The 21,538-nt window shown below is 72.2% G+C and carries 25 protein-coding genes; 11 read left to right on the forward strand and 14 right to left on the reverse strand.

What is annotated here, in order from left to right:
• Nucleotides 1-19 precede the first annotated feature (19 nt).
• Entirely contained in the window at nt 20-208 is a 189-nt protein-coding gene (locus tag ACJ9NR_RS22490) for a hypothetical protein (protein ID WP_412494395.1), read from the reverse strand.
• Between the two features lie 9 nt (nt 209-217).
• Between ACJ9NR_RS22490 and ACJ9NR_RS22495 the strand changes: the two genes are divergently transcribed.
• Both ACJ9NR_RS22495 and hemB read left to right on the forward strand, forming a co-directional pair.
• Nucleotides 218-862 carry a class I SAM-dependent methyltransferase gene (locus ACJ9NR_RS22495; protein ID WP_412494383.1) on the forward strand — a complete coding sequence of 215 codons (645 nt, stop codon included), beginning with the start codon at nt 218-220 and terminating at the stop codon, nt 860-862.
• Between the two features lie 122 nt (nt 863-984).
• The gene (hemB, locus tag ACJ9NR_RS22500) at nt 985-1,977 is read left to right on the forward strand and encodes a porphobilinogen synthase (RefSeq protein ID WP_412494131.1); all 993 of its coding nucleotides are present in this window, start codon (nt 985-987) and stop codon (nt 1,975-1,977) included.
• A 21-nt stretch (nt 1,978-1,998) separates the two neighbouring features.
• Here hemB and ACJ9NR_RS22505 read toward each other — a convergent pair whose 3' ends face one another.
• Nucleotides 1,999-2,190, reverse strand: coding sequence for a hypothetical protein (locus ACJ9NR_RS22505; protein ID WP_412494132.1), 192 nt, complete (start codon nt 2,188-2,190; stop codon nt 1,999-2,001).
• A gap of 268 nt (nt 2,191-2,458) precedes the next feature.
• On the opposite strand from ACJ9NR_RS22505, the gene ACJ9NR_RS22510 reads away from it, so the two are divergent.
• Complete coding sequence (locus tag ACJ9NR_RS22510) at nt 2,459-3,361, forward strand: SAM-dependent methyltransferase (protein ID WP_412494133.1); 903 nt, start codon at nt 2,459-2,461, stop codon at nt 3,359-3,361.
• Between the two features lie 238 nt (nt 3,362-3,599).
• Here ACJ9NR_RS22510 and ACJ9NR_RS22515 read toward each other — a convergent pair whose 3' ends face one another.
• Nucleotides 3,600-3,782 carry a DUF397 domain-containing protein gene (locus ACJ9NR_RS22515; RefSeq protein ID WP_412494135.1) on the reverse strand — a complete coding sequence of 61 codons (183 nt, stop codon included), beginning with the start codon at nt 3,780-3,782 and terminating at the stop codon, nt 3,600-3,602.
• Complete coding sequence (locus tag ACJ9NR_RS22520) at nt 3,779-4,594, reverse strand: helix-turn-helix domain-containing protein (RefSeq protein ID WP_412494136.1); 816 nt, start codon at nt 4,592-4,594, stop codon at nt 3,779-3,781. The genes ACJ9NR_RS22515 and ACJ9NR_RS22520 overlap by 4 nt, the downstream gene beginning before the upstream one ends.
• Before the next feature lie 112 nt (nt 4,595-4,706).
• On the opposite strand from ACJ9NR_RS22520, the gene ACJ9NR_RS22525 reads away from it, so the two are divergent.
• Entirely contained in the window at nt 4,707-5,114 is a 408-nt protein-coding gene (locus tag ACJ9NR_RS22525) for an ATP-binding protein (RefSeq protein ID WP_412494137.1), read from the forward strand.
• Here ACJ9NR_RS22525 and ACJ9NR_RS22530 read toward each other — a convergent pair.
• Entirely contained in the window at nt 5,106-5,696 is a 591-nt protein-coding gene (locus tag ACJ9NR_RS22530; protein ID WP_412494138.1) for a TetR/AcrR family transcriptional regulator, read from the reverse strand. The two genes, ACJ9NR_RS22525 and ACJ9NR_RS22530, sit on opposite strands and share 9 nt — an antisense overlap.
• Nucleotides 5,697-5,770: 74 nt before the next feature.
• On the opposite strand from ACJ9NR_RS22530, the gene ACJ9NR_RS22535 reads away from it, so the two are divergent.
• Entirely contained in the window at nt 5,771-6,583 is an 813-nt protein-coding gene (locus tag ACJ9NR_RS22535) for a class I SAM-dependent methyltransferase (RefSeq protein ID WP_412494139.1), read from the forward strand.
• A gap of 63 nt (nt 6,584-6,646) precedes the next feature.
• Here ACJ9NR_RS22535 and argS read toward each other — a convergent pair whose 3' ends face one another.
• Nucleotides 6,647-8,407, reverse strand: a complete 1,761-nt coding sequence (argS, locus tag ACJ9NR_RS22540; protein ID WP_412494140.1) for an arginine--tRNA ligase — start codon at nt 8,405-8,407, stop codon at nt 6,647-6,649.
• Between the two features lie 128 nt (nt 8,408-8,535).
• Between argS and lysS the strand changes: the two genes are divergently transcribed.
• Complete coding sequence (lysS, locus tag ACJ9NR_RS22545) at nt 8,536-10,272, forward strand: lysine--tRNA ligase (RefSeq protein WP_412494141.1); 1,737 nt, start codon at nt 8,536-8,538, stop codon at nt 10,270-10,272.
• Between the two features lie 15 nt (nt 10,273-10,287).
• On the opposite strand, the gene ACJ9NR_RS22550 is transcribed toward lysS, so the two are convergent.
• From ACJ9NR_RS22550 to ACJ9NR_RS22560, 3 genes are all read right to left on the reverse strand, one after another.
• On the reverse strand, nt 10,288-11,559 hold the full coding sequence (locus ACJ9NR_RS22550) for a DUF2637 domain-containing protein (RefSeq protein ID WP_412494142.1): 1,272 nt from the start codon (nt 11,557-11,559) through the stop codon (nt 10,288-10,290).
• Between the two features lie 156 nt (nt 11,560-11,715).
• Nucleotides 11,716-12,633 carry a DUF3558 domain-containing protein gene (locus tag ACJ9NR_RS22555; RefSeq protein ID WP_412494143.1) on the reverse strand — a complete coding sequence of 306 codons (918 nt, stop codon included), beginning with the start codon at nt 12,631-12,633 and terminating at the stop codon, nt 11,716-11,718.
• 135 nt (nt 12,634-12,768) lie between these two features.
• Nucleotides 12,769-13,623 carry a DUF3558 domain-containing protein gene (locus ACJ9NR_RS22560; protein WP_412494144.1) on the reverse strand — a complete coding sequence of 285 codons (855 nt, stop codon included), beginning with the start codon at nt 13,621-13,623 and terminating at the stop codon, nt 12,769-12,771.
• 216 nt (nt 13,624-13,839) lie between these two features.
• Between ACJ9NR_RS22560 and ACJ9NR_RS22565 the strand changes: the two genes are divergently transcribed.
• Entirely contained in the window at nt 13,840-15,033 is a 1,194-nt protein-coding gene (locus ACJ9NR_RS22565; RefSeq protein ID WP_412494145.1) for an RtcB family protein, read from the forward strand.
• Between the two features lie 12 nt (nt 15,034-15,045).
• Here the strand turns inward: ACJ9NR_RS22565 and ACJ9NR_RS22570 are convergent, their stop codons facing one another.
• From ACJ9NR_RS22570 to ACJ9NR_RS22580, 3 genes are read right to left on the reverse strand one after another with little or no spacing between them, the layout of a single operon-like run.
• Nucleotides 15,046-15,186: a hypothetical protein gene (locus ACJ9NR_RS22570; protein ID WP_412494146.1), complete on the reverse strand. Its 141-nt coding sequence runs from the start codon at nt 15,184-15,186 to the stop codon at nt 15,046-15,048.
• Nucleotides 15,186-15,962, reverse strand: a complete 777-nt coding sequence (locus ACJ9NR_RS22575) for an SDR family NAD(P)-dependent oxidoreductase (RefSeq protein WP_412494147.1) — start codon at nt 15,960-15,962, stop codon at nt 15,186-15,188. Before ACJ9NR_RS22575 ends, ACJ9NR_RS22570 begins: the two co-directional genes overlap by 1 nt.
• 53 nt (nt 15,963-16,015) lie before the next feature.
• Nucleotides 16,016-16,354: a YnfA family protein gene (locus tag ACJ9NR_RS22580; protein ID WP_412494148.1), complete on the reverse strand. Its 339-nt coding sequence runs from the start codon at nt 16,352-16,354 to the stop codon at nt 16,016-16,018.
• A 204-nt stretch (nt 16,355-16,558) separates the two neighbouring features.
• Between ACJ9NR_RS22580 and ACJ9NR_RS22585 the strand changes: the two genes are divergently transcribed.
• Nucleotides 16,559-16,978: a hypothetical protein gene (locus tag ACJ9NR_RS22585; RefSeq protein WP_412494384.1), complete on the forward strand. Its 420-nt coding sequence runs from the start codon at nt 16,559-16,561 to the stop codon at nt 16,976-16,978.
• An 89-nt stretch (nt 16,979-17,067) separates the two neighbouring features.
• Here the strand turns inward: ACJ9NR_RS22585 and ACJ9NR_RS22590 are convergent, their stop codons facing one another.
• Nucleotides 17,068-17,496: a winged helix-turn-helix transcriptional regulator gene (locus tag ACJ9NR_RS22590; RefSeq protein ID WP_412494149.1), complete on the reverse strand. Its 429-nt coding sequence runs from the start codon at nt 17,494-17,496 to the stop codon at nt 17,068-17,070.
• 123 nt (nt 17,497-17,619) lie between these two features.
• On the opposite strand from ACJ9NR_RS22590, the gene ACJ9NR_RS22595 reads away from it, so the two are divergent.
• Complete coding sequence (locus ACJ9NR_RS22595; RefSeq protein WP_412494151.1) at nt 17,620-18,510, forward strand: NADP-dependent oxidoreductase; 891 nt, start codon at nt 17,620-17,622, stop codon at nt 18,508-18,510.
• Between the two features lie 188 nt (nt 18,511-18,698).
• On the opposite strand, the gene ACJ9NR_RS22600 is transcribed toward ACJ9NR_RS22595, so the two are convergent.
• Complete coding sequence (locus ACJ9NR_RS22600) at nt 18,699-19,514, reverse strand: DUF6597 domain-containing transcriptional factor (protein WP_412494152.1); 816 nt, start codon at nt 19,512-19,514, stop codon at nt 18,699-18,701.
• 156 nt (nt 19,515-19,670) lie between these two features.
• Here ACJ9NR_RS22600 and ACJ9NR_RS22605 point away from each other — a divergent pair, with 156 nt between their 5' ends.
• The gene (locus ACJ9NR_RS22605) at nt 19,671-20,831 is read left to right on the forward strand and encodes an LLM class flavin-dependent oxidoreductase (RefSeq protein WP_412494153.1); all 1,161 of its coding nucleotides are present in this window, start codon (nt 19,671-19,673) and stop codon (nt 20,829-20,831) included.
• Nucleotides 20,828-21,430, forward strand: a complete 603-nt coding sequence (locus ACJ9NR_RS22610; protein ID WP_412494154.1) for a CE1759 family FMN reductase — start codon at nt 20,828-20,830, stop codon at nt 21,428-21,430. Before ACJ9NR_RS22605 ends, ACJ9NR_RS22610 begins: the two co-directional genes overlap by 4 nt.
• Nucleotides 21,431-21,538 lie beyond the last annotated feature (108 nt).

Raw genomic sequence — 21,538 nt, forward strand, 5'->3', positions numbered from 1 at the left:
GGGGCGGGCGGGTCCGCGGTCAGGCGTGCCGGCCCGGCCGCGGTACCGACGCGAACGTCGACAGGGTGAACCAGCCGGGGGCCGCGCGGCGCAGTGCCTCCGGGCCGTCCACGCGGACGGAGCCCGCGCGCAGCGCGTCGGACCAGCCGAGGTCGCCCCGCCAGACCCGGACCAGGCTGCGCAGGCTCGCGGTGAACGTCACCGCCACGGCGCCGCGATCCCGGCGCTGGCGGGCGCCGACGTGGTGGCCTGCGACCTGACCCCGGCGCTGCTGGACGCCGGGCGCCGGCTGGCCGAGGAGTCCGGTGCCCGGCTGCGCTGGCAGGAGGGCGACGCCGAGGCGCTGCCGTTCGGTGACGCCGCGTTCGACACCGTCCTGTCCTGCGTCGGGGTCATGTTCGCCCCGCACCACCAGCGGGCCGCCGACGAACTGCTCCGGGTCTGCCGGCCGGGCGGCGCCCTCGGCGTGCTGAGCTGGACGCCGCAGGGCTTCCTGGGCCGGATGCTGGCGGCGATGAAGCCGTACGCGCCGCCGCCCCCGCCGGGCGCGCAGCCGCCTCCGCTGTGGGGCGACCCGGAGTACGTGCGCGCCCTCCTCGGGGACCGTGCCACGGACGTGAGTGCCGAGCGGCGCACGGTCGTGGTCGACCGGTTCCCCACGCCGGAGGCGTTCCGGGACTACTTCAAGGAGCGCTACGGCCCGACGATCAGCGTCTACCGGGCCAACGCCGAGGACCCCGAGCGCGTCGCCTCCCTCGACCGGGACCTGGCCGACCTGGCCCGCACCCACGACGTCGGCACGGCCGGCGCGACGGTCATGGAGTGGGAGTACCTGCTGCTCACCGCGCGCAGGACGGACTGACGGGGCACGCCCGGCCGCGTTCCGGCGTGCGCCGGGGGAGCGGCGCGGCCGGGAGGGCGGGGGGTGCGGCCCCGACGCCGCGTCGGTAAAGGTGCTCCCGGGGCGGGCGTAGCGTAGGGGGTATGTCGAAGTACGGATCCTTCCCCGGTGCGCGGCCGCGGCGGCTGCGGACCAGCCCTGTGATGCGCCGGATGGTCGCCGAGACGCGGCTGCACCCCGCCGACTTCATCCTGCCGGCCTTCGTCCGTGAGGGCGCCGACGAGCCCGTGCCGATCACGGCGATGCCCGGGGTCGTGCAACACACGCGGGACAGTCTGAAGAAGGCGGCCGCGGAGGCGGTGGCGGCGGGGATCTCCGGAATCATGCTGTTCGGGGTGCCGGAGGACGGGAAGAAGGACGCCTGCGGGACGCCGGGCACCGACCCGGACGGGATCCTGCAGGTCGCGATCCGCGATGTGCGGGCCGAGGTCGGCGACGACCTGCTGGTGATGTCCGACCTGTGTCTCGACGAGACCACCGACCACGGGCACTGCGGCGTCCTGGACGCGCAGGGGCGGGTCGACAACGACGCCACCCTCGAGCGGTACGCCGAGATGGCTCGGGTGCAGGCCGACGCGGGCGCCCATGTGGTGGGCCCCAGCGGGATGATGGACGGGCAGATCGGTGTCGTCCGTGAGGCGCTCGACCGGATCGGGCGGCAGGACGTCGCGATCCTCGCCTACACCGCGAAGTACGCCTCAGCCTTCTACGGCCCCTTCCGCGAGGCCGTCGGCTCGTCGTTGCGGGGTGACCGCACGACGTACCAGCAGGACCCCGCCAATGCGCGGGAGTCCATGCGGGAGCTGGCCCTCGACCTGGAGGAGGGCGCCGACATGGTGATGGTCAAGCCGGCCGGCCCCTACCTCGACATCGTGGCGCGGGTCGCCGACTCCGTGGACGTGCCGGTCGTCGCCTACCAGATCTCCGGCGAGTACTCGATGATCGAGGCCGCCGCCGAGAAGGGCTGGATCGACCGCGACCGCGCCATCCTGGAGGCCCTGACCGGCATCCGGCGGGCCGGCGCGCAGAACATCCTCACCTACTGGGCCGTCGAGGTCGCGCAGAAGCTGCGCTGAGCGCGGCGCGGGCGCGGGCATTCAGGGCGCCGCGGGTGACGCGGGTGGCGAGGACGCGGCGGGGGCCGAGCGCGCGGCCGGGGTGGTCAGGGACGACGGTCCCTCGTCGCGCAGCCCCTCGCCGTCCCGGCACGCCGTCAGCACGAGCGCGGCGAGCGCGGCCGTCGCGGCGAGGAGCAGGCGGGCCCGGACACGGGTGGGGGATGCGGACATGGGTCGGCCCTCTCGATGGTGAACTCGGGGTCGGGACACCAGCCTGCTCGGTGATCCGCCCGGCCCGCCACTCCCGTCCGGGGATTCGGGACGCCGCACTCGCGGTACCCGTCCTGACCTGCTGGGACGCCCTGTCCCGGAAGGCCCGTCCGGGACGCCGCCGTGCCGGGACCACGCTATGGGCACCATCAAGTCCCGCGGGGAGTTAGGTTGTTGGCGACTGCCCGTTGCCTGTTGAACGACCCGCCGACTCTCCAGGGAGACGCCCATGCCCGGTGACGCCCTCAGCCAGGATCCCGCCGAGCTGAGAAGGAGGATCGACACCAGCAAGGCGCACCCGGCCCGCGTCTACGACGTCTTCCTCGGCGGCAAGGACCACTACTCCGTCGACCGCGCGGCGGCGGCCGCCGGGCTCGCCGCCAACCCGCGCGGCTACCTCGACGTACGGCACAACCGCGACTTCCTGCGCCGGGCGGTGAGCACGCTGGTCCAGCAGGACGGCATCCGCCAGTTCCTCGACATCGGCACCGGCCTGCCCACCGCGGAGAACGTCCACCAGATCGCCCAGCGGACCACCCCCGACGCACGGGTGGTGTACGTCGACAACGACCCCGTCGTGCTGGCCCACGCGCGGGCGCTGCTCACCAGCGGCCCCGAGGGACGTACGGACTACATCGACGCCGACTTCAAGAACCCGGCGCAGATCCTCGAACAGGCCGCGAAGACCCTGGACTTCGACCAGCCGATCGCGCTCTGCCTCGTGGCGATCCTGCACTTCGTCGAGGACGAGGAGGCGTACCCGATCGTGCGCGAGCTCGTCGACGCGCTGCCGGCCGGCAGCCGGCTGGTGCTCAGCCATCTCACCGAGGACCTCAACCCCGAGAACATCCGGGCGGTCCAGCGGACCTACACCGAGCGGGGCTTCACCTTCGTGCTGCGCACCCGGGCGGAGGTCGAGCGCTTCTTCACGGAGAGCTCCCTGGAGGTGGTGGAGCCGGGGGTGGTGCCCGTCCACCACTGGCGCGCCGACCACGCGGCCCCCGTCCCGGACCAGCCCGAGCCCTCGTACCTCGCGGGCCTCGACGACATCGAGAAGGTCCGCTACGCCGACATCAACGACGTCACGGACGCCGACATCAACGTGTACGCGGGAGTCGGCAACAAGACCTGAGGCGGGCGGCCGGGCAAGGCCGCGGGCAGAACCGTAACGCGGACGATCACGGGGCGTTATCGAGAGCGGTAGAAAACTCACATTCCGCTCACGGAGGTCTCCCATGCTCGGCACGCTCGTCGGTGGTCTGCTCGCTGCTGTGGTCGCGATTCTGCACGGTGTTCTCGGCGTCCTCTGAACGCCTCCGCCTCGGCGACGGCCCCGGGTCCCGCCTCCCGGAACCCCTCCGGCGCCTGGGTCACCGCGTGGCTTCGACGAACGCGGTCCAGGTGCCGGGGCTCACCCGGAGGGCGGGGCCGTCGTCTTCGCCGTTCTTGGAGTCGCGGACGTGAACGGCACCGGGGGATACGGCCACTTCGACGCACTGGCCGCCTTCGCTGCTGCTGTAGCTCGACTTGAACCACTGAAGTGTGGTGCTCATTGCTCTCCTAGCAAACGCTCCAGCAGGCTTCTGGAGTCCTCGGTGGTGAGGGACTGCGTCCGCAGCATCGCATACTTGCGCGCAAGGATGGACACCTCGTCCGGGTCAGAAACCCACTGGCTGCCGCGCTGTGACTCGGTGTACGCCAGGTGCTGGTGGTCCGGCGTTTCCAGCAGGGTGAACGGTCCCGCATCCCCCGCGTGCGACGCGCGGTTCAACGGCAGGATCTGCAGGGCCAGGCCCGGGAGCTCGGAGTACTCGCGCAGGAACCGCAACTGGTCGAGATGGATGTCCCGTCCGCCGGTCGGCATCCGCAGCGCGGGCTCCCACACGACGAAGCTCACCGTGGGCGGGATCTGGCGGTGCAGGATCTCCCGCCGTCCGACGCGTGCCGCGACCTTCGTATCCAACTCGTCGGCGTGGTACGCGGGGACGCGCCCGCCCAGCAGCGCGCGGGCGTACGGCTCGGTCTGGAGCAGGCCGGGGACCACCAGGGCGTCGTACCACGACAGGGCGATGGCCTCGCGCTCGTGCTGGACGTACAGCTCGGCCCACATCGGGAACTGGTCGATCTCCGGCAGGTTGGCCACCCCGGCCGCCAGAGTCCCCTTCGTGTCCAGCAGGTGATCCAGCTGCTCGGCCAGGTCCGGCTTCAGCGGACGGCGGCCCTGCTCGATCGACGCGACCGTCTCCTCGTCCACCATCAGCCGCTCGGCCAGCCGGCGCTGGGTGAGCCCCGCCGCCCGCCGGGCCGTCCCCACCTGCGCGCCCACCAGTTTCATGGCCGACAGGTTCTTCTTCCTGGAGTTCATGCCCGTCCAACTCCCCAGCCACGTCGCGCCGCACCCCGTGCGAACCCGTACAGAAATTCCGTACGGGCTCACTCGGTGATCCACGGTAGTGACACTGCGCGACCGTCGTACCGTGAACACCGCAACTCAACCCCCCTTCCAGCGCGACCAGTTCTACGCCCGCGACCGCCGCTCCGTCGCCGCCGCCAGGCGTTTGGCGCGCGGCGCGCTGCACTACTGGGGCCTCGCCGACTGGGACCGTGCCGATGATCTGTCGCTGTGCGTGAGTGAGCTGGCCACCAACGCGCTCGCGCACGGTGTGCCGCCCGGCCGCGGGTTCCTGCTGCGCGTCCGGTACGACGGTGACTTGCTGCGCGTGGAGCTGCACGACAGCGGCCCCGGTGAGCCGCGCGTCCCCGACGCCGCCGACGAGGCCGGCCGCGGGCTGCTGCTGGTCGCCGCGCTGAGCGACAAGTGGGGTGTGCAGCCGCGCCGTCCCGGCAAAGCCGTGTGGTGTGAGTGGGACCTGGTGTCACGCTGACACGGCGCCCGCCACGACCGCCGTCACCGTCCTGCGTACCGTCTCCCGGTCCGGCGCCCCCGCCTCCCGGTCCGCGTGGAGCAGGTGTGCCGCGCCCAGCAGGGTCGGGGCCAGGACGGAGACGTCGGCGTCCGGCGCGATGCGGCCGAGGTCGCGTTCCGCCGTGAGGTAGGCCGCCAGCACGGCCGCCGCCTCCCCCATGAGCGGGATGCCCGCCGAGCCGGCCGCGCGCAGGCGGGCGCGGAGTTCGTCGCGGGCGATGACGAGGCCGACGACCGACGTGGCCACCGGGTCGAAGAGGTCCACCAGGGCTCCGGTGAGGTTACCGGTGACCGTGCCCGTGCCGGCGGACTCGTTCAGGGCGGTGCCCAGACCCTCCAGCCGCCGGATGCGCTCCCGCACCAGCTCCGCCAGGAACGCGTCGAAGTCCGCGAAGTGCCGGTGCAGCACTCCCTTCGCGACGCCCGCCTCCGCCGTGACCGCCCGGCTGGTCAGCGCGTTCGCGCCGTCCCGGAGCAGGATGCGCTCGGCGGCGTCGAAGAGCTGCTGGCGCGGGTCGCGGATGGCCACACCGGTCGGCATACCGCCTCCTGTTCACGGCGCGAGTGGGCGCATGCCCATTGACGAGTGGGCGCTCGCCCACTCATAGTGGGCGCATGCCCACTGTACCCTCCGGGAACCAGCCCCATCAGCGGCGGGACATCGCGGAATCGTTCGGCGGCGACGCCGAGCGCTACGACCGCGCCCGGCCCCGCTATCCCGATGCCCTCGTACGGCGGATCGTCGGCGCCCTTCCCGGGCCGGACGTCCTCGACGTCGGCTGCGGCACCGGGATCGCCGCCCGGCAGTTCCGGGCCGCCGGGTGCCGGGTGCTCGGGGTCGAACCCGACGCCCGTATGGCCGCGTGGGCGCGGCGCTCGGACCCGGACCTCGACGTGGAGGTGGCGGCGTTCGAGGCGTGGGAGCCGGGGGAGCGGCGGTTCGACGCGGTCGTCGCCGGGACGGCCTGGCACTGGGTCGACCCCGTCGCGGGCGTGGCCAAGGCGGCGCGCGTGCTGCGGCCCGGGGGTCTGCTGGCCCCCTTCTGGAACGTGGCCGACATCCCGGCCGACCTCGCCGAAGCCGTCGCGGACGTCTGCGAACGCGTCATGCCCGACGCGCCGTTCGACTTCCGCGCGGCCCTGACGAGGTCGATGGTGGACGGCTACCAGACCTTCCTGGCCGGGATGGCCGACGTGATCCGGGACGTCGGCGGCTTCGGCGAACCCCGACAGTGGCGCCACGACTGGGAGTTCACCTACACCCGCGACGCCTGGCTGGACGTCGTGCCCACCCAGGGCGCCTTCACCCGCCTCCCGCCCGACGCCCTCGCCGAGGTCCTGCACGCCGCGGGCGCCGCCATCGACGCACGGGGCGGCAGCATCACCATGCCGTACGCGACGCTGGCGGTCACCGCGAGACGGAGCTGACGCGTTCCTCCCCGGCGCCCTTCGCCGGGCCGCGGTTCGCGGACGCCGGCGTACCGGGGTGGCTCAGAGCCGCTCGGGCGTCCGGATGCCCAGCAGGGCCATGCCCCGGTGCAGGGTGCGGGCCGTCACGTCGCACAGGAAGAGGCGGTTCTCCACCTGCGCGGGCGTCTCGGCCTTCAGCACCGGGCACTTGTCGTAGAACGTCGTGTACAGCGAGGCCAGCTGGTAGAGGTACGCCGCCAGCTTGTGCGGGGCGTACTCCGCCGCCGCCTCGAAGACCGTGTCGCCGAACGCGTCCAGGTGCAGGCCCAGCGCCCGCTCCGGCGCCGCCAGTTCCAGCTCCGGGTGCGCGGCCGGCTTCGCTTCGCCCGCCTTGCGCAGGATCGACCGGATCCGGGCGTAGGCGTACTGGAGGTAGACGGACGTGTCGCCGTTCAGCGACACCATCTGGTCCAGGTCGAACTTGTAGTCCCGGCTGGGGGAGGTGGACAGGTCGGCGTACTTCACCGCGCCGATGCCGACCTGCGCGGCCCGCTCCTGGATCTCGTCCTCGGTGAGGTCCTGCGCCTTCTCCCGGACGACCTCGGCGGCCCGCTGCACCGCCTCGTCCAGCAGGTCCTCCAGCCGTACGGTCTCGCCCTCACGCGTCTTGAACGGCTTGCCGTCCGCGCCGAGCACCGTGCCGTAGCCCATGTTGTGCGCGGTCACGGCGTCGGTCAGCCAGCCCGCCCGCCGGGCCGCCTCGAAGACCATCTTGAAGTGCAGCGACTGGCGCACGTCCACCACGTACAGGAGCGAGGTGGCGCGCAGGTCGGTGACCCGGTTGCGGATCGCCGTCAGGTCGGAGGCCGCGTAGCCGAAGCCGCCGTCCGCCTTCTGCACGATCAGCGGCACCGGCTGGTCGTCCTTGCCCCGGATGTCGTCGAAGAACACGACGAGCGCGCCCTCGGAGCGCACCGCGACACCCATCTCCTCCAGGAGGCGGGCGGTCTCCGGCATGCCGTCGTTGTACGCCGACTCGCCGACGATCTCGTCGTCGCGGATCTCCATGTCCAGCTTCTCGAAGACGGAGTAGAAGTAGACCTTCGACTCGTCGACGAACTGCTGCCAGAGCTCGAGGGTCTCCTTGTCGCCGGACTGGAGGGCGACCACCCGCTTCCTCGCCCGCTCCTTGAACTCCTCGTCCGCGTCGAAGACGGCCCGCGAGGCCTTGTACACCCGGTTGAGGTTGCTCATCGCCTGCTCGCCGTCGACGTCGGCCGCGGGGGCCAGCTCGCCGGGGTTCTCGAACAGGTACTGGATGAGCATGCCGAACTGGGTGCCCCAGTCGCCGATGTGGTGCCGGCCGATCGTCCTCTCGCCGGTGAAGTCGAGCATGCCGCGCAGCGCGTCACCGATGACCGCGGAGCGCAGGTGACCGACGTGCATCTCCTTCGCCACGTTCGGCTGGGCGTAGTCGATGACCGTGGTGCCCGCGTTCTGCTTCAGCGGCACGCCGAGCCGGTCGCCGTCCGCGTACCGGGCGGCGAGGTTCTCGGTGATCGCCCGGTCGGCGAGCGTGAGGTTCAGGAAGCCGGGTCCGGACACCTCGACGTCCTTGACCAGCTCGTCGCCGGTCGCGACCCGGGAGACGACCTGCGCCGCGAGCTCCCGGGGGTTGGCCTTGGCCTTCTTGGCGAGCGCGAGGATGCCGTTCGCCTGGAAGTCGGCCCGGTCGCTGCGTCGCAGCAGCGGGTCCGCACCGGCGGCCTCCGGCAGGGTGGCCGAGAGGGCGGACGCGAGCTGCTGCTGGACGGAGTCGCTGAGGGACGTGACCGAGGCCATAGGAATGGGTGCCGTTCTCCTCGTGGGGATGGATAGACCCAGCAAGTATCCCACGGAGGGTAAAGCGGTTTTCTCCGTCGCATGCCCGTCTGTGAGAATGGAGCGTCACCCCGTTCAGAAAGAAGGACGTGCCGATCGTGGCTCAGAGCACCGAGACAGCCGACTGGGTCTCCCGTTTCGCGGATGAGGTCATCGAGGAGTCGGAGCGCCGGGCCCCGGGCAAACCGGTCGTCGTCGCGTCCGGGCTCTCCCCGTCGGGACCGATCCACCTGGGCAACCTGCGCGAGGTCATGACCCCGCACCTGGTCGCCGACGAGATCCGGCGCCGCGGCCGCGAGGTGCGCCACCTCATCTCCTGGGACGACTACGACCGCTACCGCAAGGTGCCGGCCGGTGTCGCCGGGGTCGACGAGACGTGGGCCGAGCACATCGGCAAGCCGCTGACCTCCGTCCCGGCGCCCAAGGGCTCGCCGTACCCGAACTGGGCCGAGCACTTCAAGGCCGCCATGACCGCCTCGCTGGCCGAACTCGGCGTGGAGTTCGACGGGATCAGCCAGACCGCGCAGTACACCTCGGGCGTCTACCGCGAGCAGATCCTGCACGCCATGAGGCACCGCAAGGACATCGACGCCGTCCTCGCCCAGTACCGGACGAAGAAGGCCCCCGCCAAGAAGCAGCAGAAGCCCGTCGACGAGGCCGAGCTGGAGGCCGCGGAGGGCTCCGGCGCGGCCGCCGAGGACGACGGCTCCGGCTCGGCCGGCTACTTCCCGTACAAGCCGTACTGCGGCAACTGCGAGAAGGACCTGACCACGGTCACCTCCTACGACGACGAGACGACCGAGCTGACGTACGCCTGCACGGCCTGCGGCTTCTCCGAGACCGTCCGGCTGAGCGAGTTCAACCGCGGCAAGCTGGTCTGGAAGGTCGACTGGCCGATGCGGTGGGCGTACGAGGGCGTGATCTTCGAGCCCAGCGGGGTCGACCACTCCTCCCCGGGATCGTCCTTCCAGGTGGGCGGGCAGATCGTCGGGATCTTCGGCGGCGAGCAGCCGATCGGTCCGATGTACGCCTTCGTCGGCATCTCCGGCATGGCGAAGATGTCCTCCTCGCGCGGCGGCGTGCCCACGCCCGCCGACGCGCTGAAGATCATGGAGCCGCAGCTGCTGCGCTGGCTGTACGCCCGCCGCCGGCCCAACCAGTCCTTCAAGATCGCCTTCGACCAGGAGATCCAGCGCCTCTACGACGAGTGGGACAAGCTCGACGCCAAGGTCGCCGACGGTGCCGCCCTCCCGGGGGACGTGGCCGCGCACGCGCGGGCCGTCGGCACGGCCGCCGGCGAGCTGCCGAGGACGCCGCGCCCGCTGCCGTACCGGACGCTGGCCTCGGTCGCGGACATCACCGCGGGGCACGAGGACCAGGCACTGCGCATCCTCGGCGAACTCGACCCCGCCCGCCCCCTCGGCACGCTGGACGAGGTCCGGCCGCGCTACGACAGGGCCGAGGCCTGGATCAACACCCAGGTCCCCGCCGACCAGCGGACCATCGTGCGCGACGAGCCCGACGCCGAGCTGCTGAAGTCCCTCGACGAGCCGTCCCGGCAGTCCCTGCGGCTGCTGCTCGACGGACTCGCCGGGCACTGGTCGCTCGACGGGCTGACCCACCTCGTCTACGGCGTGCCCAAGGTCCAGGCCGGGTTCGCCGCGGACGCCACGCCCAGGGAACTGCCGCCGGAGATCAAGACCGCCCAGCGGACGTTCTTCGCGCTGCTGTACCACCTGCTCGTCGGGCGCGACACCGGTCCGCGCCTGCCCACGCTGCTGCTGGCGGTGGGACAGGAGCGGGTGCGGCGCCTGCTCGGCGCATAGCCCCGGCGCCGGGGTCTACGCGATGTGATCGTCTTCCAGTTCCGCCGTGTGGCGGTTCTGGAAGCGCATCACCATGCGCTTGGCCTCGGCGTCCGGGATCGCGGCGCCGAAGGTGGCCTCGGCGTTGTCGCTGAACTCCCGCGGGGTCGGGTAGCTGCCGTTGATCGACTGCTTGAAGACCTGGTAGTAGGACTCCTCGTCCGGCTCCGGGCTGCCCCCGCCCTCGCCCAGGTCACGGGTACGGCCCGGGCTCACCGGGATCTGGAAGCTGCCCGTCTCCTCGGGTGAGGGCTCGTCGTACTGCTGCTGCTCCTGCTCCTGCTGGTACTCGTCGGCCTGCTGCTGCTCCGCGTACCACTGGGCGTACTGCTCGGGGTCGAAGTCGGGGTCGTAGTCGCCCTGGTACTCGACCTGCTGGGGCACGTTGAACCAGGGGCTCTGGTCCTGCTCGGGCCCGTACTGCCCGGGCCCGTACTGCTCGGGCCCGTACTGCTCGGCTTCGGGTGCCCGCTGCTGCGGGACGGGCGCCGGCTCCGGCGCCCGCCCGGCCGCCGGCGGGGCGATCTGCTGGACGCGCGCCGGCGGCAGCACCGCCGGCTCGATCCCCGCGGCCGCCAGGCCCGAGGGAGCGGTCTCCGCGAGCGGGACGCCGTAGCGCGCCAGGCGCAGCGGCATCAGGGACTCCACCGGGGCCTTGCGGCGCCAGGCGCGGCCGAAGCGGGAGCGCAGCCGGGCCTGGTACACCAGCCGCTCCTGCTCCAGCTTGATCACCTGCTCGTAGGAGCGCAGCTCCCACAGCTTCATGCGCCGCCACAGCAGGAACGTCGGGACCGGCGAGAGCAGCCAGCGGGTGATGCGGACGCCCTCCATGTGCTTGTCGGCCGTGATGTCGGCGATACGGCCGATCGCGTGCCGGGCGGCCTCGACGGAGACCACGAACAGCACCGGGATCACCGCGTGCATGCCCACGCCCAGCGGGTCCGGCCAGGCGGCGGCGCCGTTGAAGGCGATCGTCGCCGCCGTCAGCAGCCACGCCGTCTGCCGCAGCAGCGGGAACGGGATGCGGATCCAGGTGAGCAGGAGATCGAGGGCCAGCAGGACGCAGATGCCCGCGTCGATGCCGATCGGGAAGACGTAGGCGAAATTCCCGAAGCCCTTCTTGAGCGCCAACTCGCGCACCGCCGCGTACGAACCGGCGAAGCCGATGCCGGCGATGATCACGGCGCCGGTCACGACCACGCCGATGAGAACGCGGTGCATCCGAGTCAGCTGCAGTGGCGCGGCCACCCGTACTCCCCTCCCCATGCGTGCTGTTGCGCGCAACAGAGTGGCACAAGTGTCCGGCGAACGCGGTGCCGGGACGGCAGAAGCCCGGTCCCGCGAGGGGGCCGGGCTCCGTCAAAAAGCCTGGCTGAGCTGCGAATCGGCGTCCAGATGTGACGGTCAGCTCTTCTTGGACGCTGAAGAGGACGGGGCGGGCGAAGAGGACTTCCGGGCCTTCGACGGTGACGGGGACGCCGACTTGCCCGGGGCGGACCCGGAGGGCGAGGGCTTCGCCGTGCCCGAACCCGTGCCGGAGCCCGAACCGCCGCCCGTGCCGTCACCGTTCGCCGACGCGACGGAGGCAACCGCCTCCTTCGCCGCCCGCTCCGCGGACTTCGCGAGGGAACCGGCGTCCGGGGTCTTCTCACCGGCCAGGCCCGCGCCGTTGTAGTCGATCGTGACGACGACGTTCTGGACGCGCGTCACGACCGTCTGCTGCTTGAAGGCGCCTTCCTTCTTCTTCAGGTCGTAGCGCACCAGCGTGGCCTCGTCGCCCGTCCCGGCCACCGGCTGCGACGTGGTGTTCTTCGCGCCCTCGGTCCCCTGGGCGTCCTTGACCTGCTTCGCGTAGTACGCGTGCGCCAGCTGGTTGCCCTCGCCGCGCCGGGCGTCCGACTCGAAGCGCAGCAGCGAGACGTTGAGCCAGCGGAACTGCGAGCCCTTCACGCCGTTGTTGTCCAGGCTGCTCCAGGAGCAGCTCGCCCGCGTCGCGGTGTCGTCCGACGTGCCCTCCTTGCCGGACTTCACGCCCTTGGGCACCAGCGAGGTCAGCGTCTTCTTCGACAGCACCCCGCACGAACCCGGCAGCTTCCGGTACGCCGCCGCCTGCACCGTCGGCGAGGCGCTCGCACCCGAGGCGGACGAGGGGGTGTCGCCACCCGCGTCCTTGCTCCCCCCGTCACCGGAGCCGGAGTCCGAGGAGCAGGCGGCCGCGAACACCATCACGGGCAGGGCGAGTGCGCAGACGGCGACACGCCCCGCGCGCCTCGGCTGCCGGTCTCGCTGGTCGCGCTGCTCTCGCTCTGCTGCTCGCTGCATGGTTCCTTCACTCATGACGCTGTGGTTCCTGCGGTCGGCGGTTCGGGTCCGAGGGGCCACGGTACGCGGTGAGGAAACTGTGTGCTTCTGCTTCACAGGCTTTGCGGCCGTACGTCCCAGGCGGCCGAAAGAGCGTCAGCCGCCCAGGGCGTCGGCCAGCTGAGCCGCCAGTTTCCGGGCCCTGTCCTGCATTTCCTTGCTGTCCGGCGCCGTCCCGACGACCGCCGGCTGCTCCTCGTACTGGATGGTCACGATCACGTTGGACGTGCGGAACGCCACAATCACCGTGCGCTGCTGAGCCGTCGAGGCGGAGCCGCTGAGAGCGTCGTCCAGATACGCCTCGTCACCGAGGCCGCTCAGGACGCGGGGCTGCAGATCGGAGGGTGCGACGGAGGGGGAGCCGGAGGCGGAAGCCGGGCCCGAGGCCGAGCCGGAGGGGGAGGCGGAGGGGGAGGCCGGGGCGGAGGGCGAACTGCCGGGCCGGATGCCGCCGGTGGCGCCTGCCCCGGAATCCGCGCCTGCGCTGCCGGAGGCCCCGGGCGCGGGCAGGTCGGCCGCCGCCTGCTTCTGCGCGAACAGCTCCTGCGCCTGGGTGTCGTCGCTCACGGAGTTGTCGTAGGAGACCACGCGCTCGAAGTCGACGAGGAGATGGTCGGTGGCGTCCTGCGACTGGACCTTCCAGCGGCAGCCCACCTTGCGGTCCGTGTTGTAGGTGAGGGTGGCCTCGCCCTCGTACGCCTTCTCGCGCTGCTGCTCGTCGGGGATCTGCTTGATGCCCGGCAGCAGCGAGTCGAGGGTGCCGTGACCGACCGCGCTGCACGGCTCCGGGAGCGTGCGGTACTTGCCCGGCTGGGCCGCGGCGGTCGCGGTGCCGGTGTCACCGGGGTTGGCGTCGTCCGTCGAACCGCCGTCGCCCGAGCCGCCGGTGCAGCCGGCCAGCAGCGCCACGAGAAGTGCGGCGACGCCGGATACGTAGGCCTTCCGCTGCACGGGCTGGCTCCTCTCGACGTGGGGAGTGGGGCCGTGGCTCCAGTGTCCCCGCTGGTTGTTCGCTGGTTATTCGCTTGCCGGGCGGGGGCGTCCCCTGGAGACAATGTGTATCGCACGCACTGCCGTGGACGCCGGTCCGTTGTCCTGTTTCATCGACCGTGGCGCCGGTTTTGCGTTTTCTTGCTTCTGTTGTGTTTCCGGGGGAATGAGGACGAAATGTCGTACGTGGAAATGCCGGGCGCGAAGGTCCCGATCCGCCTGTGGACCGACCCGGCGACGATCGAGGACGCGGCCCTGCAGCAGCTCCGCAACGTCACGACCCTGCCCTGGATCAAGGGCCTCGCGGTCATGCCGGACGTCCACTACGGCAAGGGCGCGACGGTCGGCTCGGTCATCGCCATGCGGGGCGCGGTGTGCCCCGCGGCGGTGGGTGTCGACATCGGCTGCGGCATGTCGGCGGTCAGGACGTCGCTGACGGCGAACGACCTGCCGGGTGATCTGTCCCGGCTGCGGTCGAAGATCGAGCAGGCGATCCCGGTGGGGCGGGGGATGCATGACGCTCCGCTGGATCCGGGCCGCCTCCACGGGCTGGCGACGGCCGGGTGGGACGGCTTCTGGGGGCGGTTCGACGGGGTCGCGGAGGCGGTGAGGTTCCGTGCGGAGCGGGCCGCGAAGCAGATGGGAACGCTCGGCGGCGGAAACCACTTCTGCGAGATCTGCGTCGACACATCCGGTGCGGTGTGGCTCATGCTGCACTCCGGGTCCCGCAACATCGGCAAGGAACTGGCCGAGCACCACATCGGCGTGGCCCAGAGGCTCCCGCACAACCAGGGTCTGGTCGACCGCGACCTCGCCGTCTTCGTCGCGGACACCCCGCAGATGGCGGCGTACCGCAACGACCTGTTCTGGGCGCAGGAGTACGCGAAGTACAACCGCACGCTGATGATGGCGCTCCTGAAGGACGTGATCCGCAAGGAGTTCAAGAAGGCGAAGCCGGCCTTCGAGCCGGAGATCTCCTGCCACCACAACTACGTCAGCGAGGAGCGCTACGAGGGCATGGACCTGCTCGTGACCCGCAAGGGCGCGATCCGGGCGGGCTCCGGCGAGTACGGGATCATCCCGGGCTCCATGGGCACGGGTTCGTACATCGTGAAGGGTCTCGGCAACGAGAGGTCCTTCAACTCGGCCTCGCACGGCGCGGGTCGGCGGATGAGCCGCAACGCGGCGAAGCGGCGCTTCTCGACGAAGGACCTGGAGGAGCAGACGCGGGGCGTGGAGTGCCGCAAGGACTCCGGCGTGGTGGACGAGATCCCGGGCGCCTACAAGCCGATCGAGCAGGTCATCGAGCAGCAGCGGGACCTCGTGGAGGTCGTGGCGAAGCTGAGGCAGGTCGTCTGCGTGAAGGGCTGACCCGAGGCGGGCCTACTTCGCGTGCAGCACCGCGTAGATCATGACGAACGCCACGACGTGGATGCCGAAGAGGAAGTACGCGAGGTAGTACCAGACGTACCGTTCGCGTTTCGTCTCCAGGGCCAGGCGCCGGCGGTCCGCGTCCTGTGACATCACACCTCCCGGTGGACTTTGGTGTTGGATGCCTGGGCCCGGGGGCGGAGCACCAGGAGGTCGACGTTGACGTGGCTGGGGCGGGTCACCGCCCAGGTGATCGTCTCCGCCACGTCGTCGGCGGTGAGGGGTGCGGCCACGCCCTCGTAGACCTTCGACGCCTTCTGTTCGTCGCCGGCGAAGCGGGTGAGGGCGAACTCCTCCGTCCTGACCATGCCGGGGGCGATCTCGATGACGCGGACCGGCCGGCCGACGATCTCCAGGCGGAGGGTCTCGGCGAGCACGTGCTCGCCGTGCTTGGCGGCGACGTAGCCCGCGCCGCCCTCGTACGTGCCGTGCCCGGCGGTGGAGGAGACGACGACCACCGTGCCGTCGCCGCTCGCCACCAGCTTGGGCAGCAGCGCCTGGGTGACGTTCAGGGTGCCGATGACGTTCGTCTCGTACATCGCGCGCCAGTCGGCCGGGTCGCCGGTCGCCACCGGGTCGGCGCCGAGCGCGCCGCCCGCGTTGTTGACGAGCACGCCGACCGTCCTGAAGGCGCTCGCGAACTCGTCCACCGCCGCGCGGTCCGTGACGTCGAGCTGGTACGCCGTGGCCGAGTGGCCCGCCGCGGCGATCTCCTCCGCCAGCGCCTCGATACGGTCCTTGCGGCGGGCGGTGAGGACGACGCGGTAGCCGGCCGCGGCGAGCTGCCGGGCCGTGGCGGCGCCGATGCCGCTGCTCGCACCGGTGACGATCGCGATACGGGAGGCGGCGGACGGGGCTGCGGTGGGCATGGGGTGCTCCTGGTCCGGAGTGAGCGGTCGGCTCCGTTCAGCGTAAGTGAGGCTCAGCCGCCGTTCCTCGGCGCCCACATGATCACGGCCATCCCCGCCAGGCACACCAGCGCCCCGGTGATGTCCCACCGGTCCGGGCGGTAGCCGTCCGCGACCACGCCCCACAGGATCGAGCCGGCCACGAAGATCCCGCCGTACGCGGCCAGGATGCGGCCGAAGTGGGCGTCGGGCTGGAAGGTGGCGACGAAGCCGTAGGCGCCGAGGGCCAGCACGCCCCCGGCCGCCCACAGCCAGCCGCGGTGCTCGCGCACCCCCTGCCAGACCAGCCAGGCGCCGCCGATCTCGAAGATCGCGGCGACGACGAACAGGGCTGCGGAGCGGGCGATCGGCATGACGGCAGCTTCGCACGCGCGGGCGCTGTCACCTGATGGCAGGCGCCTCGCACCGCGCTCCGCGTGGGATACATCCCACTACGTCCGGCCGCCCGGGGCGCGCGCGGGACACGTCCGACGCGCCCCGGCGGCCCTGTGGAGTGAGGAGGCGGTATGCGGCGAAGGACGCGGACCCTCGCGGTGTGCGGTGCCGCGCTGGCGGCCATGGGCGCGGCGGCGCCCGCCACGGCCGGCGGCGCTCCCGAGGCCGATCTCTCCTATCACGGCGCCGTCTCCCTGACCGGCGGCCGGGTGGACCTGCGGCTCGTCCCGCGCAACCACGGGCCGTCCGCGGTGCCGGACGCGACGGTGCGGCTGCGCTGGTCGGTGCCGCTCGTCAACGGGCAGGCGCTGCCGGAGGGGTGCGCGAGGTCGGGGACGCGGGTGGTGCTGTGCCGGGTGGGGGCGCTCGCCGCGGACGCCGTGGGCCGGCCGATCGGGCTGCGGGTGCGGCTGCGGGGCGCGCCGCCGGAGGTGGTCCTGGAGACGGACACGGTGTGGAGCGGGGGCTCGGTCGACCGCAACCGGCCGAACGACCGGCTGCGGGTGCTCGTCCTCGACACCGGTGACGAGTACTACTTCTGACGCGTCCTGCTTCTGCCGGGTCCTGGCTCTGCCGGGTCCTGCTTCTGCCGGGCAGGGACGGACGTTCCCGGGCCGTGGCGCGCGCGCCGTCACGTCCGCTGCGCCGGGGTCCGCGCGCCGTCGTTCCCGGCGTCGTAGCGCTCGCGTGCCGCGTGCACCTCGTCGAAGTGGGTCTCGGCCCAGGTCTTCACCGCCGTCATCAACTGGGCGAGGCTGCCGCCGAGTTCGGTGAGCTCGTAGTCCACCCGGACCGGCACGGAGGGGGTGACCGTGCGGGTGAGGATGCCGTCGCGCTCCAGCGAACGCAGCGTCTGCGTCAGCATCTTGGGGCTCACGCCCGCGATCTTGCGGCTGAGGTCGCTGTAGCGCATGGGCCCGGTGGACAGGGCCGCGACGACCAGGCTGACCCACTTGTCGCTGAGACGGTCGAGGAGCTGGTTGGTCGGGCAGGCGCGCAGGAAGGCGTCGTACGCGACGCGGGCCTGGTCGCGCTTCTGGGCCGCGGTCATGGTCGCCATGGGTTCCCTCCGGGTGAGGTAGGCACCTTCAGGTAACTACTTCCTCCTGGATAGTAGCTCTTCCTAGGGTTGTCGCAGCACAGGAAAACGTCACGAATCATCTCGATCACGGGAGAAACAGTCATGCGTGCTGCAGTGGTGAAGACCTTCGGGGGGCCCGAGGCCGTGGAGGTCGTCGAGACGGAGGTGCCCGAGCCGGGCGCGCGCCAGGTGCGGATCAAGGTCGCGGCGGCCACGCTGAATCCGGTGGACGCGGGCGTGCGCGGCGGTTTCTTCGGGGGCGCGGGCAAGCAGATCGGGTTCGGCTGGGACGTCGCCGGGACCGTGGACGCCACCGGCGTCGCGACGGCCTGGAGCGTCGGCGAGGAGGTGGTGGCCCTGGACCCGGGCATGGTGCGGCCGCTGGGCACGCACGCCGAGTACGTCGTCGTCGACACGGACGCGGTGGCGAAGGCGCCCGCCACGGTCGACGCCGTGCACGCGGCGACGCTGCCGCTGAACGCCCTGACCGCCGAACAGGCTCTGGAGCTGCTGGAGTTGGAGGCGGGACAGACCCTGCTGGTGACGGGTGCCGCGGGCGCGGTCGGCGGGTTCGCGATCCAGCTCGCCGCCCACCGGGGCCTGACGGTGACCGCGCTCGCCAGGGAGGGCGACGAGGAGCTGCTGCGGTCGCTGGGGGCCGCCCACTTCGTGTCCGGGACCGCCGAGGCGGGCGCCTACGACGGCGTGCTGGACGCCGCGGTCCTCGGCGGGACGGCCCTGGAGTGGGTGCGTGACGGCGGGGCCTACGTGGGCGTCCGCCCCGGTGGCCACCCGGAGCCGGTGCGCGGCGTGCGGAGCACCGCGGTCGCCGTGACCGCAGACGGCGCCCGCCTCGCGAAGCTGGCGGCCCTGGTGGACGAGGGCGTACTCACCCTCCGGGTGGCCGAGACCTACCCCCTGGAGGAGGCCGCGAAGGCCCACGCCCGCCTGGACCAGGGCGGCGTGCGGGGCCGCCTGGTCCTGGTCCCCTGAACGGCCGGGACGGGGTCTCGTCCGGGGCGCGCCGCGAAGGGGCCCGGGGCCGCGCGACCGGCCCCGACGGCCCCCGTGGCTGCCCGGCGGCTTCCGTGGCCGCCGCCACCCCGCGGGGCGCCCGGCAGGGCGAGAGGGCGGCGGGCCGGCCGGCAAGGTGGTTCTTCCCGCGCGGTGGCGCCCGTCGGTCAGCGCACGCCCCGCGCCGCGTAGGCCGTCGGCGGCACCCCCACCGTCGCCGTGAAGTCCCGTACCAGGTGGGCCTGGTCGGCATAGCCGAGGTCGGCCGCGAGGGCGGCCCAGTCCACGTCCTGGTCGCTCTCCGCGCGCTCCAGGGCCTCGTGGATGCGGTAGCGCAGGATGACCCACTTGGGGCCGACGCCCACATACCCGGCGAACAGGCGCTGGAGCAGCCGTACGGACATCCCCTCGACCCGGGCGAAGCCGGTGACGCGGCGGATCGTGCGGTCGGTGCGGATGCGGTCGACCAGGGCCATGGCGAGCTCGGCCTGCGGGTCGGGGCCGGGGCCGAGGGAGAGCAGGAAGGCGTCGAGGGCGGCCACGCGGGCGTCCTCGGCGTCGGGGGCGAGGACGGCGCGTACGTCGGCGTCCGCGGCCCGGGTGCCGGTGTCCGGGAGGCGGACCCGGCGGCCCGTCCACTGCGACACCGGCCGGTCGGGGAAGAAGGGCCGGAACCCGCCCGGGCGGAACTGGATCCCGCAGACCCGCCCCCGCCCCTCCAGCTTCTGCGTGAACAGTTCCAGCCCGATCCCGGACACCTCGGCGAAGGGCTCCTGGCCGCCGTACCGCTGGAAGACGATGTTCACGGACGGGTGCGGGACCACGTGGGAGGCGTACGGCTGGGTGAGGTCCCAGTCGATCAGCCAGTAGTGCTCCAGGTAGGGCCGCAGCGGCCGGGCCGGTTCGCGGCGGCGGAAGCGGACGCGCGCGAAGAGCTCCGCGGCGTCGACGATGCCTCGGGTGTCACGGCGTGGGGCGGCCATGCGCCGAGCCTAGGACGGGGCACTGACATTGATGCTGATACTCAGGTTCCGGTGGTCGTGACCCGGGCACTGGCGGTCCGGTCCGCGGAATACGCGGGGGGAGGTCACCGTTCGGCGGTATGGTTGAAGCGTCAACAAAGTGGAGGTTGAGCGACCATGCAGTTCGGGATCTTCAGCGTCGGAGACGTCACCCCGGATCCCACGACGGGCCGTACGCCGACCGAGCGTGAGCGCATCAAGGCCATGGTCGCCATCGCGCTGAAGGCGGAGGAGGTCGGGCTCGACGTCTTCGCGACCGGTGAGCACCACAACCCGCCGTTCGTGCCCTCGTCGCCCACCACCATGCTCGGCTACGTCGCGGCGCGGACCGAGCGGCTGATCCTGTCCACCTCCACCACCCTCGTCACCACCAACGACCCGGTGAAGATCGCCGAGGACTTCGCGATGCTGCAGCACCTGGCCGACGGCCGGGTGGACCTGATGACGGGCCGCGGCAACACCGGCCCGGTCTACCCCTGGTTCGGCAAGGACATCCGGCAGGGCATCGACCTGGCGATCGAGAACTACGCGCTGCTGCACCGGCTGTGGCGCGAGGACGTGGTCGACTGGGAGGGCAGGTTCCGCACGCCGCTGCAGGGCTTCACCGCCACGCCGCGGCCGCTGGACGGGGTCCCGCCGTTCGTCTGGCACGGCTCCATCCGCTCGCCGGAGATCGCCGAGCAGGCCGCGTACTACGGCGACGGCTTCTTCCACAACAACATCTTCTGGCCGGCCGACCACACCCAGCGCATGGTCGAGCTGTACCGGACCCGCTACGCGCACTACGGGCACGGCACGCCCGAGCAGGCGATCGTGGGCCTCGGCGGCCAGGTGTTCATGCGGCGGAACTCCCAGGACGCCGTCCGCGAGTTCCGCCCGTACTTCGACAACGCCCCGGTGTACGGCCACGGTCCCTCGCTGGAGGACTTCACCGAGCAGACCCCGCTGACCGTCGGTTCCCCGCAGCAGGTGATCGAGAAGACGCTCGCCTTCCGGGAGTACGCCGGTGACTACCAGCGCCAGCTGTTCCTGATGGACCACGCCGGGCTGCCGCTGAAGACCGTGCTGGAGCAGCTCGACATGCTGGGCGAGGAGGTCGTGCCGGTGCTGCGCGAGGAGTTCGCCGCCCGGCGCCCGGCCGGTGTGCCCGAGGCACCGACCCACGCGTCCCTGCTGGCCGCGGCCAGGGGCTCCACCGCGGCCAAGGGCTCCACCGCAGCCGGGGACTCCGCCGGTGCCGGGGACTCCACCGGCGCCGAGGAGGAGGCCGCCGTATGAGACTCGTCGTCGTATCGGCGGGACTGGGCGTCCCCTCCGCCACGCGGCTGCTGGGCGACCGGCTCGCGGCCGCGGTGACCGGCCGGGCCCCGGTCGAGGTCCAGGTCGTCGAGGTGCGCGAGCTCGCCGTCGAGATCGCGCACCACCTCACCAACGGGTTCCCGGGCCGCGGCCTGTCCGCCGCGCTCGACACCGTGACCGGGGCCGACGGCCTGATCGTCGTCACGCCGGTGTTCTCGGCGTCCTACAGCGGCCTGTTCAAGTCCTTCTTCGACGTGCTCGACAGGGACGCGCTGACGGGCAGGCCGGTGCTGATCGCGGCGACCGGCGGCTCGGCCCGGCACTCACTGGTGCTCGAGCACGCGATGCGCCCCCTCTTCGCCCACCTGCGCGCGGTGGTCGTCCCCACCGGCGTCTTCGCCGCCTCGGAGGACTGGGGCGCGGAGGGCCTGGCCGACCGGATCGAACGGGCGGCGGGGGAGCTGGCGGCCCTGATGACGGGCCCGTCGGCGCCGCGCCCGCCGAAGGACGGCCTCGCCGTCGTGCCCTTCGCCGAGCAACTCGCCGCACTGTCGCCCGCCGGCCCGCCCGACGCGTGAGGACGGGGCCCGACGGGGCCGCCCCACGGGTCCCCGGGGGGTGGGCGACGGAGGGTGAGAAGACGGTAGACATCGCGCCCGGGTTGCCTCTGTGACGGTGAGAGCGCG

This window comes from Streptomyces sediminimaris (assembly GCF_047049295.1).
GTDB lineage: Bacteria > Actinomycetota > Actinomycetes > Streptomycetales > Streptomycetaceae > Streptomyces > Streptomyces sediminimaris.

Coding starts and splice junctions, on each gene's coding strand:
- hemB (WP_412494131.1), top strand. CDS start 985: ATGTCGAAGTACGGATCCTTCCCCGGTGCGCGGCCGCGGCGGCTGCGG.
- ACJ9NR_RS22505 (WP_412494132.1), bottom strand. CDS start 2,190: ATGTCCGCATCCCCCACCCGTGTCCGGGCCCGCCTGCTCCTCGCCGCG.
- ACJ9NR_RS22510 (WP_412494133.1), top strand. CDS start 2,459: ATGCCCGGTGACGCCCTCAGCCAGGATCCCGCCGAGCTGAGAAGGAGG.
- ACJ9NR_RS22515 (WP_412494135.1), bottom strand. CDS start 3,782: ATGAGCACCACACTTCAGTGGTTCAAGTCGAGCTACAGCAGCAGCGAA.
- ACJ9NR_RS22520 (WP_412494136.1), bottom strand. CDS start 4,594: ATGAACTCCAGGAAGAAGAACCTGTCGGCCATGAAACTGGTGGGCGCG.
- ACJ9NR_RS22530 (WP_412494138.1), bottom strand. CDS start 5,696: ATGCCGACCGGTGTGGCCATCCGCGACCCGCGCCAGCAGCTCTTCGAC.
- ACJ9NR_RS22535 (WP_412494139.1), top strand. CDS start 5,771: ATGCCCACTGTACCCTCCGGGAACCAGCCCCATCAGCGGCGGGACATC.
- argS (WP_412494140.1), bottom strand. CDS start 8,407: ATGGCCTCGGTCACGTCCCTCAGCGACTCCGTCCAGCAGCAGCTCGCG.
- ACJ9NR_RS22555 (WP_412494143.1), bottom strand. CDS start 12,633: ATGCAGCGAGCAGCAGAGCGAGAGCAGCGCGACCAGCGAGACCGGCAG.
- ACJ9NR_RS22565 (WP_412494145.1), top strand. CDS start 13,840: ATGTCGTACGTGGAAATGCCGGGCGCGAAGGTCCCGATCCGCCTGTGG.
- ACJ9NR_RS22570 (WP_412494146.1), bottom strand. CDS start 15,186: ATGTCACAGGACGCGGACCGCCGGCGCCTGGCCCTGGAGACGAAACGC.
- ACJ9NR_RS22575 (WP_412494147.1), bottom strand. CDS start 15,962: ATGCCCACCGCAGCCCCGTCCGCCGCCTCCCGTATCGCGATCGTCACC.
- ACJ9NR_RS22580 (WP_412494148.1), bottom strand. CDS start 16,354: ATGCCGATCGCCCGCTCCGCAGCCCTGTTCGTCGTCGCCGCGATCTTC.
- ACJ9NR_RS22585 (WP_412494384.1), top strand. CDS start 16,559: ATGGGCGCGGCGGCGCCCGCCACGGCCGGCGGCGCTCCCGAGGCCGAT.
- ACJ9NR_RS22590 (WP_412494149.1), bottom strand. CDS start 17,496: ATGGCGACCATGACCGCGGCCCAGAAGCGCGACCAGGCCCGCGTCGCG.
- ACJ9NR_RS22595 (WP_412494151.1), top strand. CDS start 17,620: ATGCGTGCTGCAGTGGTGAAGACCTTCGGGGGGCCCGAGGCCGTGGAG.
- ACJ9NR_RS22600 (WP_412494152.1), bottom strand. CDS start 19,514: ATGGCCGCCCCACGCCGTGACACCCGAGGCATCGTCGACGCCGCGGAG.
- ACJ9NR_RS22605 (WP_412494153.1), top strand. CDS start 19,671: ATGCAGTTCGGGATCTTCAGCGTCGGAGACGTCACCCCGGATCCCACG.
- ACJ9NR_RS22610 (WP_412494154.1), top strand. CDS start 20,828: ATGAGACTCGTCGTCGTATCGGCGGGACTGGGCGTCCCCTCCGCCACG.